General features: G+C 65.8%; 21 protein-coding genes. 18 read left to right on the plus strand and 3 right to left on the minus strand.

Annotated elements, in window-relative coordinates:
- The 11 genes from AQZ49_RS08800 to AQZ49_RS08850 all read left to right on the plus strand — a co-directional run bounded on the left by AQZ49_RS08800 (position 1) and on the right by AQZ49_RS08850 (position 7,701).
- Entirely contained in the window at positions 1 to 564 is a 564-nt protein-coding gene (locus AQZ49_RS08800; RefSeq protein ID WP_067614894.1) for a cytochrome c oxidase assembly protein, read from the plus strand.
- A 114-nt stretch (positions 565 to 678) separates the two neighbouring features.
- Positions 679 to 1,503, plus strand: coding sequence for a cytochrome c oxidase subunit 3 (locus AQZ49_RS08805; RefSeq protein WP_067614895.1), 825 nt, complete (start codon positions 679 to 681; stop codon positions 1,501 to 1,503).
- Positions 1,504 to 1,591: 88 nt separating this feature from the next.
- Complete coding sequence (locus tag AQZ49_RS22770) at positions 1,592 to 1,792, plus strand: DUF983 domain-containing protein (protein WP_067614896.1); 201 nt, start codon at positions 1,592 to 1,594, stop codon at positions 1,790 to 1,792.
- Complete coding sequence (locus tag AQZ49_RS08815; protein ID WP_067614897.1) at positions 1,789 to 2,406, plus strand: SURF1 family protein; 618 nt, start codon at positions 1,789 to 1,791, stop codon at positions 2,404 to 2,406. The genes AQZ49_RS22770 and AQZ49_RS08815 overlap by 4 nt, the downstream gene beginning before the upstream one ends.
- Before the next feature lie 66 nt (positions 2,407 to 2,472).
- Positions 2,473 to 3,879 (plus strand): threonine synthase, encoded by a 1,407-nt coding sequence (gene thrC / locus AQZ49_RS08820; RefSeq protein WP_067614898.1) that lies wholly within the window; start codon positions 2,473 to 2,475, stop codon positions 3,877 to 3,879.
- A complete protein-coding gene (locus tag AQZ49_RS08825; RefSeq protein ID WP_067614899.1) occupies positions 3,879 to 4,766 on the plus strand; it encodes a class I SAM-dependent rRNA methyltransferase in 888 nt (295 codons plus the stop codon). The genes thrC and AQZ49_RS08825 overlap by 1 nt, the downstream gene beginning before the upstream one ends.
- Positions 4,767 to 4,849: 83 nt before the next feature.
- Entirely contained in the window at positions 4,850 to 5,224 is a 375-nt protein-coding gene (locus AQZ49_RS08830; RefSeq protein ID WP_067614956.1) for a dihydroneopterin aldolase, read from the plus strand.
- Positions 5,221 to 5,997: an SDR family oxidoreductase gene (locus tag AQZ49_RS08835; RefSeq protein WP_369819100.1), complete on the plus strand. Its 777-nt coding sequence runs from the start codon at positions 5,221 to 5,223 to the stop codon at positions 5,995 to 5,997. Before AQZ49_RS08830 ends, AQZ49_RS08835 begins: the two co-directional genes overlap by 4 nt.
- Positions 5,994 to 7,019: a GTP 3',8-cyclase MoaA gene (moaA, locus tag AQZ49_RS08840; protein ID WP_231739112.1), complete on the plus strand. Its 1,026-nt coding sequence runs from the start codon at positions 5,994 to 5,996 to the stop codon at positions 7,017 to 7,019. Before AQZ49_RS08835 ends, moaA begins: the two co-directional genes overlap by 4 nt.
- Positions 7,016 to 7,261: a MoaD/ThiS family protein gene (locus AQZ49_RS08845; protein ID WP_067614901.1), complete on the plus strand. Its 246-nt coding sequence runs from the start codon at positions 7,016 to 7,018 to the stop codon at positions 7,259 to 7,261. The genes moaA and AQZ49_RS08845 overlap by 4 nt, the downstream gene beginning before the upstream one ends.
- Positions 7,258 to 7,701 carry a molybdenum cofactor biosynthesis protein MoaE gene (locus AQZ49_RS08850; RefSeq protein ID WP_067614902.1) on the plus strand — a complete coding sequence of 148 codons (444 nt, stop codon included), beginning with the start codon at positions 7,258 to 7,260 and terminating at the stop codon, positions 7,699 to 7,701. Before AQZ49_RS08845 ends, AQZ49_RS08850 begins: the two co-directional genes overlap by 4 nt.
- Here AQZ49_RS08850 and AQZ49_RS08855 read toward each other — a convergent pair.
- Entirely contained in the window at positions 7,698 to 8,330 is a 633-nt protein-coding gene (locus tag AQZ49_RS08855) for a hypothetical protein (RefSeq protein WP_231739114.1), read from the minus strand. The two genes, AQZ49_RS08850 and AQZ49_RS08855, sit on opposite strands and share 4 nt — an antisense overlap.
- Positions 8,331 to 8,374: 44 nt before the next feature.
- Between AQZ49_RS08855 and rplU the strand changes: the two genes are divergently transcribed.
- The 4 genes from rplU (at position 8,375) to AQZ49_RS08875 (ending at position 10,722) form a co-directional block, all read left to right on the plus strand.
- Entirely contained in the window at positions 8,375 to 8,839 is a 465-nt protein-coding gene (rplU, locus tag AQZ49_RS22775; RefSeq protein WP_231739116.1) for a 50S ribosomal protein L21, read from the plus strand.
- A 27-nt stretch (positions 8,840 to 8,866) separates the two neighbouring features.
- The gene (gene rpmA / locus AQZ49_RS08865; RefSeq protein ID WP_067614905.1) at positions 8,867 to 9,136 is read left to right on the plus strand and encodes a 50S ribosomal protein L27; all 270 of its coding nucleotides are present in this window, start codon (positions 8,867 to 8,869) and stop codon (positions 9,134 to 9,136) included.
- 439 nt (positions 9,137 to 9,575) lie between these two features.
- Positions 9,576 to 10,055: a GNAT family N-acetyltransferase gene (locus tag AQZ49_RS08870; protein WP_067614906.1), complete on the plus strand. Its 480-nt coding sequence runs from the start codon at positions 9,576 to 9,578 to the stop codon at positions 10,053 to 10,055.
- A 94-nt stretch (positions 10,056 to 10,149) separates the two neighbouring features.
- Positions 10,150 to 10,722 carry a TetR/AcrR family transcriptional regulator gene (locus AQZ49_RS08875; RefSeq protein ID WP_067614907.1) on the plus strand — a complete coding sequence of 191 codons (573 nt, stop codon included), beginning with the start codon at positions 10,150 to 10,152 and terminating at the stop codon, positions 10,720 to 10,722.
- Here the strand turns inward: AQZ49_RS08875 and AQZ49_RS08880 are convergent, their stop codons facing one another.
- Complete coding sequence (locus AQZ49_RS08880; RefSeq protein ID WP_197410983.1) at positions 10,723 to 11,457, minus strand: CAF17-like 4Fe-4S cluster assembly/insertion protein YgfZ; 735 nt, start codon at positions 11,455 to 11,457, stop codon at positions 10,723 to 10,725. It abuts the gene before it with no gap.
- 39 nt (positions 11,458 to 11,496) lie between these two features.
- On the opposite strand from AQZ49_RS08880, the gene pyrC reads away from it, so the two are divergent.
- A complete protein-coding gene (gene pyrC / locus AQZ49_RS08885) occupies positions 11,497 to 12,534 on the plus strand; it encodes a dihydroorotase (RefSeq protein ID WP_067614908.1) in 1,038 nt (345 codons plus the stop codon).
- On the opposite strand, the gene rarD is transcribed toward pyrC, so the two are convergent.
- Positions 12,512 to 13,423 (minus strand): EamA family transporter RarD, encoded by a 912-nt coding sequence (rarD, locus tag AQZ49_RS08890; RefSeq protein WP_067614909.1) that lies wholly within the window; start codon positions 13,421 to 13,423, stop codon positions 12,512 to 12,514. The genes pyrC and rarD overlap by 23 nt on opposite strands.
- A 172-nt stretch (positions 13,424 to 13,595) precedes the next feature.
- Between rarD and AQZ49_RS08895 the strand changes: the two genes are divergently transcribed.
- Positions 13,596 to 13,886, plus strand: coding sequence for a hypothetical protein (locus AQZ49_RS08895; protein WP_067614910.1), 291 nt, complete (start codon positions 13,596 to 13,598; stop codon positions 13,884 to 13,886).
- Between the two features lie 68 nt (positions 13,887 to 13,954).
- Positions 13,955 to 14,176 (plus strand): hypothetical protein, encoded by a 222-nt coding sequence (locus AQZ49_RS08900; RefSeq protein ID WP_156428214.1) that lies wholly within the window; start codon positions 13,955 to 13,957, stop codon positions 14,174 to 14,176.
- Positions 14,177 to 14,180 lie beyond the last annotated feature (4 nt).

Raw genomic sequence — 14,180 nt, forward strand, 5'->3', positions numbered from 1 at the left:
ATGGCGACCAACCCCGATCGCACGACGCGGGCCAATCGCAAGGTCGGGGTGATCATGGCGGGCGTGGCGCTGGCCATGCTGGGAATGGGCTTTGCGGCGGTGCCGTTCTATCGCGCGTTCTGCCAGGCCACCGGCTATGCCGGCACCACCCAGCGCGCCACCAGCGAACAGGCCGCCAACGTGCGCGCCACCGGCCAGATGATCACCATCCGGTTTGACGCGAATGTCGCACCGGGCATGCCCTGGCTGTTCCGCCCCCTGCAAGTGACCCAGGACGGCCATGTCGGCGAACGCAAACTGGCGATGTTCTATGCCAAGAACACCAGCGATCATGCGGTAGTGGGCCGCGCGGTGTTCAACGTCACACCCGAACAGACCGGGATCTATTTTCACAAGATCCAGTGCTTCTGCTTCAACAATCAGCGGCTTGAGCCCGGGCAGGAAGTGCGCATGCCGGTGATCTATTACGTCGATCCGGCGATCCTGACGGACCCCAATGCCAACCGTATTCCCGAGATCACGCTGTCCTATACATTCCTTCCTGCGGCCAACGCTGCGGGTTGATCACGCAGGGCTTGTCCGACACCGACAGAGTCGCTAAGCCTTCGGTGAAAGCGGTCTGGCGCGGCTTGTCGCGGGGGCCAAGAATACCTCACACATTGGGGAAATGGGACGATCATGGCTGGCGCCAAAAATCACGATTATCATATCCTGCCGCCCGACATCTGGCCGATTGTGGGCGCGTTTTCGGCGCTGACCATGTTCACCGGACTGGTCTTTTCGATGCACAAGATGCCCGGTGGGCCCGGCATTCTGGCCGCGGGCGTGCTGGGCGTCGCGCTCACGTTCTTTTCGTGGTGGCGCAATGTCATCAAGGAAGCACACGAGGGGCATCACACCCCGGTGGTGCAGTTGCACCAGCGCTATGGCATGATCCTGTTCATCGCTTCCGAAGTGATGTTCTTCGTCGGCTGGTTCTGGGCGTTCTTCGACTTTTCGCTGTTCCCGTCCAAGCTCGCGCTTGAGGTGATCGGCGGGCAATGGCCGCCAAAGGCGATCAAGGAAGTGATGAACGCCTTTGATCTGCCCTTGCTCAACACGCTGATCCTGCTGTGTTCGGGCACGACGCTGACCTGGGCGCACCACGCGCTGATCCATGGCAACCGCGTCGATCTGAAACGCGGGCTGTGGGCAACGATCCTGCTCGGTATGCTGTTCACCTCGATCCAGGCATTCGAATATGCCCATGCGCCGTTTGCCTTTGGCAAGAACACCTATGGTTCGGTGTTCTACATGGCGACCGGGTTCCACGGGTTCCACGTGATCTGCGGCACGATCTTCCTGATCGTCTGCCTGGTGCGGGCCTATCAGGACGATTTCACCCCGCGTCAGCACTTCGGTTTCGAAGCGGCGGCGTGGTACTGGCACTTCGTCGACGTGGTTTGGCTGTTCCTGTTTGTCGCCATCTATGTCTGGGGCAACTGGGGCGCCGTGGTTGAATAACCCGCCCGACACGACTGCTGCTGCAAAAGGGCAGCCCGGGATCGACCGGGCTGCCCTTTTCGCGACGGACGCGGCACGGGACGATACGATGTTCGATGCTTCGCGCGTGCCGCCCCGGCGCGTGCTCTATCCCGTCGTGCTGACGCTGATCGTGGTGCTGGTGCTGGCCGCACTCAAGCTTGATGATACGCTGCATCCGCCGCTGTGGGTCCATGCGCTGATCTGGCCCCCGGTGGTCGTGGTGGCGATGGTTGGCGCGCTTCGGCTGGTGCGGAGGACCACGGCATGAAACGGCGTCCCCCGGTGCTGGCGACGCTGGTCGTGCTGCTGGCGGTGGCCGCGATGATTGGCCTGGGCATCTGGCAATTGCAGCGCAAGACGTGGAAAGAGGCGATGCTGGCGCGGTTTGCCGCCGCCGATGCGATCCCTGCGCCGCTGGTGATCGCCGGCGCCGATCTGCCGCAGGATGCGGGTTTTCGCCATATTCGCTGGTCGTGCCCCCAAACCAGTGCCGATCAAGTGGTCGGCGGGACCAATGCCGCAGGGCAATCGGGGTGGGCGCATGTCGTGCTGTGCATCCATCGGTCGGGCGATGCGGCCACCCTGCTGCCGGTGGTGCTGGGCTGGTCGATGAGCGTGGCGCCGGTGCAATGGACCGGCGGCGTGCTGACCGGGATTGCCGTGCCGGGGATCAAGTCCGGGGTGGTGCTGCCCGAAGCAAGCGCGCTGTCGCGCAATCTCGACTGGCACATCGTCGCCGATCCGCCGCTGGCCGGGCTGGCCGCCAATGCGCGACCCGATCTGCACGACATTCCCAACAACCATTTCGCCTATGCGATCCAGTGGTTCTGTTTCGCCGCGACGGCGCTGGTCATCTATCTGCTGGCGCTGCGCAAGCGGTGACCCGCTGATCGGTTGCCATTGGCGGCCATCGCGGCTAGTCGCCCCGGCGACCACACGGGGTTTGCGATGATCTATGTCAGCACGCGGGGGCAAGCGCCCGCGCTCGATTTCGAAGGTGTGACACTGGCGGGCCTGGCCGGTGACGGCGGGCTCTATGTGCCCGAAGCCTGGCCGCAGTTTTCACACGCCGATATCGCCGCGATGGCGGGCCTGCCTTATGCGCAACTGGCCCAGCGCGTGATGCAGCCGTTTGTCGGCGACAGCCTGACCCCCGAACGCCTGCTGGAGCTGACCACGGCGGCCTATGGACGGTTTGCCCATGCCGCCGTCACCCCGCTCAAGCAGCTTGATGAACGCCAGTGGCTGCTCGAACTGTTCCACGGCCCGACGCTGGCATTCAAGGACGTGGCGCTGCAATTGCTGGGGCTGCTGTTCGAGGAATTTCTGGCCCGCCGCGACGATCACCTGACGATCGTCGGCGCGACCTCGGGCGATACCGGTTCGGCGGCGATCGATGCGGTTGCCGGGCGTGCCAAAGTCGATATCTTCATGCTCCACCCGCAGGGGCGGGTGAGCGAAGTGCAGCGCCGCCAGATGACCACCGTGCTGGCGAGCAATGTGCACAACGTGGCGATCGACGGCAGCTTTGACGACGCGCAGGCGACCGTGAAGCGCATGTTCAACGATGCGGCGGTCACCGGCCGGTTCGGCATCGCGGCGGTCAATTCGATCAACTGGGCCCGGTTGATGGCGCAAGTGGTCTATTATTTCGCCGCCGCGCTGCAATTGGGCGCGCCGCACCGCAAAGTGGCCTTCGCGGTGCCGACGGGCAATTTCGGCGATGTGTTCGCCGGCTATGTCGCCGCGCAGATGGGGCTGCCGATCGAACGCCTGATCGTGGCGACCAATATCAACGATATCCTCCACCGCGCGCTGTCCAGCGGCGACTATTCGGCCGGGACGGTCACGCCGACCGCTGCGCCGTCGATGGATATCCAGGTCTCGTCCAATTTTGAACGCCTGCTGTTCGATGCCGCCGGGCGCGATGCCGGGCTGGTTGCGGCGCAGATGCAAACGTTCGAGACGACGCGCGCGCTGCAACTGACCAATGCGCAGCGCGCGGCGATGGCGCGGCTGTTCACCAGCGCGCGGGTCGATGCCGATGGCATGGTCGCGGCGCAACGCTGGGCCTTTTCGGCATGTGGCGAAGTGATCGATCCGCACACCGCGATCGCCTTGCAGGCCGCGCGTGACGAACAGGGCCTGCCCGCCGACGTTCCGGTGGTGACGCTGGCCACCGCGCATCCGGCCAAGTTTGGCGATGCGGTCCATGCCGCGATCGGCCAGCACCCGGCCTTGCCCGAGCGGATGGGCGACTTGCTCGACCGCGCTGAACGCTATGACCGCCTGCCCGGCGATTACGACACGGTGCGCGATTACGTCACCGCGCGCGCCACCCCGCGCCACGCCTGATGGCCACGCTGGTCCTCCAGCCCCGGTTGATGGTGGGCAGTGGGTGGGATCACTTCGCGCTGCTCGATTCGGGGCACGGGCGCAAGCTGGAGCGCTATGGCCCGCACCGGTTTATCCGGCCCGAGCCACAGGCGCTGTGGAGCCCGCGGCTGGCCGACTGGTCGGCCGATGGCGAATTCATCCCCGGTTCGGACGAAGACGGCGGCGGGCGCTGGCATTTTCATCGCCCGGTGCCGCGTGATGGCTGGCCGCTGGCGCGCGACGAGGTGCGGTTTACCGCCGCGTGCACGCCGTTTCGGCATCTGGGGTTCTTTCCCGACATGGCCCCGGTGTGGGACTGGATGGGCGAACGGCTGGCCGGATGCACCGATGCCGCCACGCTCAACTTGTTCGGCTATACCGGGGTCGGCACGTTGTCGCTGTCTCGCTTCGGCCCGGTCACCCATGTCGATGCGTCGAAGAAATCGGTGGCGCAGGCGCGCGTCAATGCCGCGCTGTCGGGGATGGAGGCACGCCCAATTCGCTGGATCGTCGACGACGCGGTCAAGTTTACCGCGCGCGAAGTGCGGCGCGCGCGGCGCTATGACGGGATCATTCTCGATCCACCCAAATTCGGGCGCGGACCCGATGGCGAAGTGTGGCGGCTGGAAGATGGCCTGCCCGGCCTGATCGCCGATTGCGCGCAAGTGCTGGACAAACACAGCCGCTTCCTGTTCTTGACGGTCTATGCCGTGCGGATGTCGTCGCTGGCGCTGGCCGGGTTGCTGAACGAGGCGTTGCAGCACTTGCCCGGCACGATCGAGCATGGCGATCTGGGCGTTACCGAAACGGGCGAAAACCCCCGTGTGTTGCCAACGGCGATCTTTGCACGCTGGTCGGGCGATTAGAGGAGATTATGATGGCCGAAATCGCCGTTTTGCGCGGGCATGATGCTGGACAAAGCCACCACCCGGTGTCAGAGGCCCGCGCCGTGCAAGACAGTCTGATCCTCGAAGTCGCCAATATCGAAACCGACGTGCTGACCGGGATTTACTCGGAAGAGACCGGACGGCCGCAACCCTTGCGCATATCGATCTGCGTGGCGCTGGCGCCCGAGGCGCACTTTTCGCCCGACACGCCGCTGGCCGCCAGCAAGAACTATATGGATCTGAAATTCGCGGCGACGCGCGGATTGCCGCAGGGCGTGCATTTCACACTGATCGAATCGATCGGTGACCACATCGCCGAAACGCTGTTCGTACAGGATGCGCGGATCGAACGCGTGACGGTGAAGATCGTCAAGCTGGCGATCAGCGAAGCGGGCGAAGAGATCGGCATGACGCTGACCCGGCATCGGCGGGGATGATGCGCGCGGGCGATCGGCCCCTGGCGCTGATAACCGGCGGCTGGCGGCGTATCGGCGCGGCGATTGCCCGCAAACTGGCGCAGGCGGGCTACGATCTGGCGCTGCACGCGCACCACGAACACAGCTTTGACCCCGCCTTCGTCGCCGAACTCGCCACGATCGGCGCGGCCGTGCATTCGCTCGCGGCGGATCTGGCCGATCAGGCGGCGGTCGACGCGCTGATCCCGGCGGCGATCGCGGCGGCGGGGCGTGTGCCGGTGCTGCTGGTGAATTGCGCCTCGGTGTTTCGCGATGACAGCGCGCAGACGTTCGATGCCGCCAGTCTCGACCTGCACTTTCGGGTAAATTGTCACACACCGTTGCTGCTCACCCGCGCGCTGGCCGATGCGCTCGCCACCGTGGGCGGCGAAGGCGCGGTGGTGCATATCCTTGACCAGCGGATACGCAATCCAGTGCCCGACCAGATCAGTTATACGCTGTCGAAGCAGGCGCTCCATGCCTCGGTACGGACGCTGGCGCGGGCTCTGGCGCCGCGTGTGCGGGTCAACGCGGTGGCGCCGGGGCTGACGCTGCCGACCGACGATTACGACGATGTGCAGTGGGACCGACTGCGCGCGCTGATGCCGCTCGGCCGGCTGTCGACGCCCGACGATATCGCCGATGCGGTGCTGCACCTGGCCACGGCGCGCGCGACCACCGGCGAAACCCTGTTTGTCGATGGCGGATCGCACCTTGAATCTTACCCCCGCGACTTCGTATATCTGTCGCGGTGAACCTGTACCAACCCCTTGAGCCCGCTGCGGCCCCGCTGATCGACCGATTCGCCCGATCGATCACTTATCTGCGGCTGTCGGTTACCGACCGCTGCGATCTGCGCTGTTCCTATTGCATGCCCGAACGCATGACCTTTCTGCCGCGCGCCGAAGTGCTGACGCTGGAAGAGCTCTATCTGGCGGCGCGCGCGTTCATGGCGCGCGGTGTGCGCAAGATCCGGCTGACCGGGGGCGAACCGCTGGTACGGCGCGACATGATCGATCTGGTGCGCGCGCTGGGCCGCCATGTCGGGCATGATCTCGACGAGCTGACGCTGACCACCAACGCCACGCGGCTGGCCGAATTTGCCGATGATCTGGCCGCTGCCGGGGTGCGGCGGATCAATGTCTCGCTCGATACGCTCGACCGCGCGCGGTTTGCCACGCTGGCGCGGCGCGACATGCTGGACGACGTGCTGGCGGGTATTGCCGCTGCGCGCGCGGCGGGGCTGGCGGTCAAGCTGAACACGGTGGCGCTCAAGGGCGTCAACGAAGACGAAATCCCCGATCTGGTGGCCTGGGCGCATGGCCAGGGCCACGCCATCACGCTGATCGAGGTCATGCCGCTGGGCGATGTCGAAGCCGACCGATTCGACCATTATCTGCCGCTCGATGCGGTGCGCCGCACTTTGGAACAGCGCTGGACGCTGGTGCCCAACGCCGCGCGCAGCGGCGGCCCGGCGCGCTATGTCGATGTGGCCGAGACCGGTGGGCGGCTGGGGTTCATCACGCCGTTGACCGGCAATTTCTGCGCCGGGTGCAATCGCGTCCGGCTGACCGCAACCGGGCAACTGTTCATGTGCCTGGGCGGCGAGGGGCAGGTCGATCTGCGCGCCGCGCTGCGTGGCGACAATCGCGAGGCGGCGCTCGACGCGGCCTTTGCCCGCGCGATGGGCGAAAAGCAGGAACGCCACGACTTTGCCATTGCCGGGCCGGGGGGCAAGCCTCGGCTGGCGCGGCATATGTCGGTAACCGGCGGATGAGCGCGCGGCTGGTGTTTCTGGGGCGACTCGAGGATCTGGCGGGCACGGCCGAAATGGCGGTGGAACCCGGACCGCTCGATCAGGTGCTGGCCGGATTGCCGCGCGAACTGGCGGTGGCGCTGCTGGTCGATCGGGTGCGCTTTGCGCTGAACGGGCGGCTGCTCGCCGAAAGCGGCGGGATTACGCTGGCCAGCGGGGACGAACTGGCATTTCTGCCGCCGGTCAGCGGGGGGCAGGGGTGATCGATGTCCGGCTGGCCGAGGCGCCGTTCGATCCGGCGGACGAGCTGACCCGGTTTACCGCCCGCGTGCCCGAAGCGGGCGGCGTGGTCAGCTTTCTGGGCAAAGTGCGCGCCGACAGCGGGGTCGAGGCGCTCGACATCCGCCACTATGCGCCGATGACACTGCCGGGATTTCGCGCGCTGGCACAGACCGCGCTGCGGCGTTGGCAGCTTGACGGGCTGCTGATCGTGCACCGCGTCGGCGAAATGGCGCCTGGTGCGCCGATCGTGCTGGTGGCCGGCGCCGCGCGCCATCGCCGCGATGCCTTTGCCGCCACCGATTTCGTGATGGACCACCTCAAGGGCGAATCGTGGCTGTGGAAGCGCGAACGCACTGCCGCAGGCTGGCGCTGGATCGAACCGCGCGCGCAGGATCACGTCGATCGCGCCCGCTGGGGTTAATCGCCGATCACTTTGTGCAAGGCGGCGATTCGCGCGTCTTCTTCGGCCAGCATGCCGGCAACGGCATTGTCGGCATCGGTGACATCGGCATAGGTCGCATGGCTTGACGGCGTATTCGCCTCGGCCGACGATATCGCCGTCTTTCCGCGCAGCGCATCGAGATCGGCCAGCGTCTGGCGCGTTGCGCTGCGCGCGGCATCGAGCGCGCCCAGCGCGGTGGTCGCGGTGGCCCAGGCTTCGCTGCCGGTGGGCGCGCCGCGCGCGGCAGTCGCCAGCCGGTCGGCCTCGTCGGCGCTGTGCGAAAAGCTTTCATGTGCCCGCACCGCGTCGGCGGACAGCGCAGCGATCTGGTGCAGGATGGCGCTGTCGGCATGGCCCGGCGGTTGCGGCGCGGGGGTGGCGGGGGTGGTTGCGGCATAGGCCGCTTCGGCGGGACGCTGCGCCAGCGAGGGAAAGCGTGCCGTATCGGTGCACGCACCAAGCGTCAGGGCGAGCGCAAGCACGGGCAAACGAAGGGATGACAGGTCGGGCATCGGCGTGCCATAGCATGTCGTGCAGCGACCGCCAGTGGTCGGGTGGGGGAGCGGGCCGGTGCCGACTTCCCGAAACACGCGTTTCGGGTCAGGCACTCAGGTCGGTTGTTGTCGGCGCATTCGCGGTTCTTGCCGGGGTTATGTTGACAGCAACGCCACATTCGATTATCGGCGCCGCTCTTTTGAGGAACTTCGCAATTTCGCGGGGTTTCGCCCAATTCCCGCTGTTTGCGATTCGCCATGGCCATCCGGACCATGTCTTTCGCCGATATGGGTTGGTCAGGCATTTGAAACGGATAGCAGGAACCATGTTCGCAATCGTGCGCACGGGCGGCAAACAGTATCGGGTCGCCGCCGGAGACAAGATCGCGGTCGAAAAGCTGGCGGGTGAAGCCGGCGAAACGATCACGCTGGGTGACATCCTCCTGGCCGGCAAGGATGGCGAACTGGCCGATCCTGCGGCAGTGACGGTGTCTGCCGAAATCATCGCGCAGGCGAAGTCGGAAAAGGTGATCGTTTTCAAGAAGCGTCGCCGCCACAACTATCGCCGCAAGAACGGTCACCGCCAGCAGTTGACCCTGCTGCGCATCCTGTCCGTCGCCTGATTCGGCCAGATTTAGGAGCATTCTGAAATGGCACACAAGAAAGCAGGCGGCTCGTCGCGCAACGGTCGCGATTCGCAGTCGAAGCGCCTCGGCGTTAAGAAGTTCGGCGGCCAGGACGTGGTTGGTGGCAACATCATCATTCGTCAGCGCGGCACGCGCGTCTATCCGGGCGTGAACGTCGGCCTGGGCCGCGATCACACCCTGTTCGCCACGGCCAATGGCCGCGTGCGTTTCCATTCGGGCAAGCTCGGCCGCAAATACGTATCGGTCGACGCGATGGCGGAAGCCGCCGAATAAGCGGATGGTCATATCGGGCCATCCTGACGGGATGGCCCTGCCGGTGGGCGCAACGCGCACCGGCTGATTGAGGGAGAGGGCCCCGCCCGTCTCCCTCTTTTTGCGTCTCCCTCGTCCGTTGTCTTTGTGTCCTTGTCGAAGCTTGCGCTTCGAGAGTCGGCACCGGCCCGCTCCCCCACCCGACCATAGTACCCTATGGGTGGTCGGGTGGGGGAGCGGGCCGGTGCCGACTCTCCCAATTCGCCGCAGCGAATTGGGCAAGAACTCGCAAGGACACCCGATGCGTCCGGTTTGCGGCGCTGTTTGCCGCAAAACGGATGCATTCGGCGCTTGTCGAAATAGCCTTGTCACCACAGGCGGTTAGCTGCTCGGCAAAGGGAATGTCCCGGCCGTACGGTTCGCCTGGATGGATGGGCGGGGCGGATGTAGGAGAACGCACGTGTTCATTCGCAGCGAACGGCTGTTCTTGCGGCCGGCATGGCCAGAAGACTGGTCGGACATCCAGACTGCGCTTGGCGATCACGCCCATGTCCTGGCCGCACGGCCACAGGCGTGGCGCCACCCGCAATTCCTGATCACATTACCCGATCAGCATGGCGCACATGTGGTCGGCCTGATCTGTTTTGCGCCGTACCAGGGTGAAACCGAATTGGGCGTATGGATCGCGCAGCACGCGCGCGGGCAAGGCTATGCCACCGAAGCGGCGCGCGCGGCGTTGACGCTGGCGCGCATGCTGGGGCATTGCCGGCTGGTCGCCAGCCCGATCGCCGATTGCCCCGCCAGTGCCCGTGTGCTGGCAGGGCTCGGGTTTGCGCCCACCGGCCAGCGACGCGGCCTGGCACGCGAAGTTCACGCGCTGGACTTGTGCGCACCCGCCGACGATCCGGTAGACCCGGACATGCTGCGACGCGCGGCGTAACACCGAACTTCGCGATTCCTTGCCATTTTCGGCCATCGGGCTTAGGCGGATCGATCTGGCGGGATCGATCCGCCGGGTCGCATCAACAGGTCCAATGGCAACTCGCAAGCGTCTCAGTCCCGAAGAAAGCCGCACCACCGCGCTGGAGGCAGCGCGTCTGCTGTTGATCGAGGATGGGCCGCAGGCGGTGACGCTCAAGGCGGTGTCGGCGATGATCGGCCGCACCCATGCCAACCTGTTGCACCATTTCGGATCGGCCGCCGGATTGCAGAGCGAACTGGCGCGCCATCTGACCGGAACGATCTGCGCCCGCATCCGCGAGGCCGTGCTGGCCAGCCGGTCGGGCATGGGCAGCCCGCGTGATGTGGTCGATCTGACGTTCGATGCGTTCGATCGCGAAGGCGCGGGCGCGCTGGCATCGTGGATGCTGGTGACGGGCAACAAGGATGCGCTCGATCCGATTGTCGAAACGATCCACGATCTGGTGGTCGATCTCGACGAATTCGGCGGGGAAAAGCGGCGTGACAACACGCTGGCGCTGACTCTGATGGCGCTGGGCGATGCCTTGCTGGGCGGACCGCTCAGCCGTGCGCTGGAACTGCCGCGCCATGCCGCGCGCGATCGCGCCGAACAGATGCTGCGCGAATCGCTCGAAGACGAGTGCTGATCAGGCCAGTTCCATCCAGGACGGCGGGGTGGCGATATCTTCCACCCGCAGATGATCGACCGCCAGGTCCAGCGCCGGATAGGCGGCACGCTGCCGATCGGGGCGCGATTGCGCGATCGGCACGACCACCAGCCGCCGGTTGACCTTTTGCCGCCAGTTCATCCGCGCGGTGTTTTCCTGGCCGACATAGCAGCCCTTGGTAAAGCTGACCCCGTTGAGATCGGCGGCATTGGTTTCCAGCCACAGCGTCGCGTCGCTGCCGAGTTCGGCCAGTCCCTCGGTCACCCCCAGCGCCAGCCGGTGCGCCAGCCAGGCGGCGTCGGCGGGCTGGTCGTGATCGCCGACCGGGGCGATCCAGCGCCAGCCGAGGCCGGGCAGGCGCGGGTCGGGCACAGCGTGCGCGGCGGTGTCGGCCTGCCAGAACACGCCCAGCGTATCGTCGCGCGCGATCGCGATCTTGCGGCGCAGGCGATACAGTGTCAGCCGCCGTACCAGCGCATCGGCCGATGCGGCCTCGCAATCGATCAGCAGCGAGGCGCCATCGCGCCAGACCAGAAAATCGAACAGCGCCTTGCCTTGCGCGGTCAACAACCCGGCCCACACCGGCAGCGCCCCGGTCACGTCATTGGTCACCAGCCCTTGCAAAAAGGCGGCGACATCTTCCTGATCGTCGAGCGGGGACAGGCGCACCACGGCGCGGTCGAACAGGCGGGGGCCAGGTTGGGTGATCGGCATGGGTGACAGATAGGGGCTGTGGTGCGTATGGGAAAGCCCATGACCACGACTCTTACCATCCGCCGCCCCGATGACTGGCATGTCCACTTGCGCGATGGCGCCGTGCTGGCGGGGGTGGCACCGTTCACTGCGCGCCAGTTTGCCCGCGCGATCGTCATGCCCAATCTCAATCCGCCGATGACCGATGTGGCAGGGGTTGCCGCCTATCGCGCGCGAATCGCGGCGGCACTGGGCGAGACGAGCGGGTTTACCCCGCTGATGACGCTCTATCTGACCGATGCCACCGATCCCGACGAAGTGGCGCGCGGCTTTGCGCAAGGCGTGTTCGTTGCCGCCAAGCTGTATCCTGCGCATGCCACCACCGGATCGGCGCACGGGGTCACCGATATCGCGCGGATCTATCCGGTACTCGAACGTATGGCTGCGATCGGCATGCCGCTGCTGATCCATGGCGAAGTGACCGATGCGCATGTCGATATCTTTGACCGCGAGGCGGTGTTCATTGATCGCACGCTGACCCGGCTGATTGCCGATCTGCCCGATCTGCGCGTGGTGTTCGAACATATCACCACCGCCGAAGCGGCCGATTTTGTCGCCGGTGCCGGGCCCAACGTGGCGGCGACGATCACCCCGCAACACTTGCATATCAACCGCAACGCCATGCTGGTCGGCGGCATCCGCCCGCATGCCTATTGCCTGCCCGTGGCCAAGCGCGAACATCACCGGCTGGCCTTGCGCAAGCTGGCGACATCGGGTTTTGACCGGGTGTTCCTGGGCACCGACACCGCACCGCACGCGCAACATCTGAAAGAGGCGGCGTGTGGCTGCGCAGGGATTTTCAACGCCCCGTTTGCGCTCGAAAGCTATGTCACGGTGTTCGACGAAGAAGGCGCGCTCGACCGATTTGAGGCCTTTGCGTCGCTGAACGGCCCGGCTTTCTATCGCTTGCCGGTCAATCCCGGCACGGTCACGCTGGTGCGCGAACCGGTTACCGTGCCCGCCAGCTATGACTGCAACGGCACCACCGTGGTGCCGTTTCATGCGGGTGAAACGCTTAGCTGGCGGCTGGTGGATTGAGATAGCGGGTACGGCGCCACAAGTCCCAGACGAACAGCGCCACCGCGATCCAGATCAGCACGAAACAGGCCAGTTGCACCGGATCGAGCGCCTCGCCCAGCGCCACCCCGACCAGGAAAACGATCGTCGGCGCGGTGAATTGCAGAAAGCCCAGCGTGGATAGCGGCAGGTTGCGCGCGGCCACCGCAAACAGGATCAGCGGCACTGTCGTGGTCAGCCCGGTGGCGGCCATCAGCCACGCGGTCGTCCCGCCATGTGCGATGCGCAAGCCTTCGGGCGCTTGCGCCGCGATCAGCAGCCAGCCCAGCGCCACCGGAAACAGCACCATCGTCTCGACCGTCAGCCCGGTGATCGCGCTGACCGGGGTCAATTTTCGCACGAGGCCATAGAGCGCAAAGCTGCCCGCCAGCGACAGCGCGGTGCCCAGCATGTCGAGCGCGCCGACCAGCAGCAGCCCGATCCCCGCGCCGGCCAGCGCGACCGCCGCCCATTGGCGCCAGCCCAGCCGTTCGCGCAGGAACAGCGTGCCGATCAGCACATTGATCAACGGGTTGATGTAATAGCCCAGGCTGGTCGCCAGCACGTGGCCATGGACCACCGCCGTCACATACAACGTCCAGTTGGTGGCGATCAGCAGCGCGCTGGTCACCAGCCGCGCGATCAGCCCCGGCTGGCGCAAGGTCTGCGCCAGATCGCCCCAGGTCTTGCCCAGAGCGATGAACAGCAGGCACAGCGGCAGCGAGAACATCACGCGCCAGGCGACCAGTTCGAACGGCGGCACATCGCGCAGCGCGTGGAACAGCAAGGGCATGAAGCCCCAGGCGATATAGGCCGCCAGACCGGCGAGCAGCCCGGGGCCAAAGCGATGCGAAGGGCTGGCGCGGTTCATGCGCGGTGCTGTGGCAGGCGATTTTGTGTGCTGGCAACCCGAGGGTCGAAATTTTTTGCGAGTCGGCGTGCAAGGCGGCGCAGCATTCGGCATCTGTTCATATTGGAGGGTTTAAACATGAACCATCGAACGACCCACCGGGCACCGTTCGATGGAAACAGGATAAAGTGCCATGATGACCATGTCCAAATCGCTCGTTGCCCGTGCCGCGCTCGGTCTCGTCGCGCTGGCCGGGGTGGTTGCCGCAGTGCCTGCGTCGGCGCGTCCCTATGACCATTTTGCCGGACCCGGCTGGCGCCACGACCGCGTGATCGTCGAACCCGGCTATCGCCCGGTGGCCTATGGCTACGGCTATGGCTATGCCCCGGCATGGCGGCCCGCGCCGGTGGTCTATGGGTATGGCCCCGCGTGGCATCCGGCGCCCGTCGTGGTGTGGCACGCACATTATGGTCGTCGCTGGTAAACGGTTTGGGGCCCGTGCCGCCCTTGGACACCCGGTTTTAACCTTGTCCGGGTGACAAGGGCGGCATGATGGTGCGCGCTTCCTGCCTTTTGCTGGTTGTTCTGCTGGGCGCGTGCGGTGCCGATGCGCCGCCCGCCCCACAGGCCGCGCGCGATCCGGTGATGGCCGCTGCTTTGCAGGAGCCTTTGCTGGTCGATCCCGATTTGTCGCAACAGAACGCGCGCAATCTGGCGATCATCCCGCCCGGGCCGATTGCCGCACCGGTCCCGATCGCCACCGGCGCGCCGTAATACT

The organism is Novosphingobium sp. FSW06-99 (assembly GCF_001519065.1).
In the GTDB taxonomy this organism is placed as follows: Bacteria; Pseudomonadota; Alphaproteobacteria; order Sphingomonadales; family Sphingomonadaceae; genus Novosphingobium.

Bases quoted from the DNA above. Each gene is read 5' to 3' on its own strand.
- AQZ49_RS08800 (WP_067614894.1), top strand. From the start codon at position 1: ATGGCGACCAACCCCGATCGCACGACGCGGGCCAATCGCAAGGTCGGG.
- AQZ49_RS08805 (WP_067614895.1), top strand. From the start codon at position 679: ATGGCTGGCGCCAAAAATCACGATTATCATATCCTGCCGCCCGACATC.
- AQZ49_RS22770 (WP_067614896.1), top strand. From the start codon at position 1,592: ATGTTCGATGCTTCGCGCGTGCCGCCCCGGCGCGTGCTCTATCCCGTC.
- AQZ49_RS08815 (WP_067614897.1), top strand. From the start codon at position 1,789: ATGAAACGGCGTCCCCCGGTGCTGGCGACGCTGGTCGTGCTGCTGGCG.
- thrC (WP_067614898.1), top strand. From the start codon at position 2,473: ATGATCTATGTCAGCACGCGGGGGCAAGCGCCCGCGCTCGATTTCGAA.
- AQZ49_RS08825 (WP_067614899.1), top strand. From the start codon at position 3,879: ATGGCCACGCTGGTCCTCCAGCCCCGGTTGATGGTGGGCAGTGGGTGG.
- AQZ49_RS08835 (WP_369819100.1), top strand. From the start codon at position 5,221: ATGATGCGCGCGGGCGATCGGCCCCTGGCGCTGATAACCGGCGGCTGG.
- AQZ49_RS08845 (WP_067614901.1), top strand. From the start codon at position 7,016: ATGAGCGCGCGGCTGGTGTTTCTGGGGCGACTCGAGGATCTGGCGGGC.
- rplU (WP_231739116.1), top strand. From the start codon at position 8,375: ATGTTGACAGCAACGCCACATTCGATTATCGGCGCCGCTCTTTTGAGG.
- rpmA (WP_067614905.1), top strand. From the start codon at position 8,867: ATGGCACACAAGAAAGCAGGCGGCTCGTCGCGCAACGGTCGCGATTCG.
- AQZ49_RS08875 (WP_067614907.1), top strand. From the start codon at position 10,150: ATGGCAACTCGCAAGCGTCTCAGTCCCGAAGAAAGCCGCACCACCGCG.
- AQZ49_RS08880 (WP_197410983.1), bottom strand. From the start codon at position 11,457: ATGCCGATCACCCAACCTGGCCCCCGCCTGTTCGACCGCGCCGTGGTG.
- pyrC (WP_067614908.1), top strand. From the start codon at position 11,497: ATGACCACGACTCTTACCATCCGCCGCCCCGATGACTGGCATGTCCAC.
- rarD (WP_067614909.1), bottom strand. From the start codon at position 13,423: ATGAACCGCGCCAGCCCTTCGCATCGCTTTGGCCCCGGGCTGCTCGCC.
- AQZ49_RS08895 (WP_067614910.1), top strand. From the start codon at position 13,596: ATGATGACCATGTCCAAATCGCTCGTTGCCCGTGCCGCGCTCGGTCTC.
- AQZ49_RS08900 (WP_156428214.1), top strand. From the start codon at position 13,955: ATGGTGCGCGCTTCCTGCCTTTTGCTGGTTGTTCTGCTGGGCGCGTGC.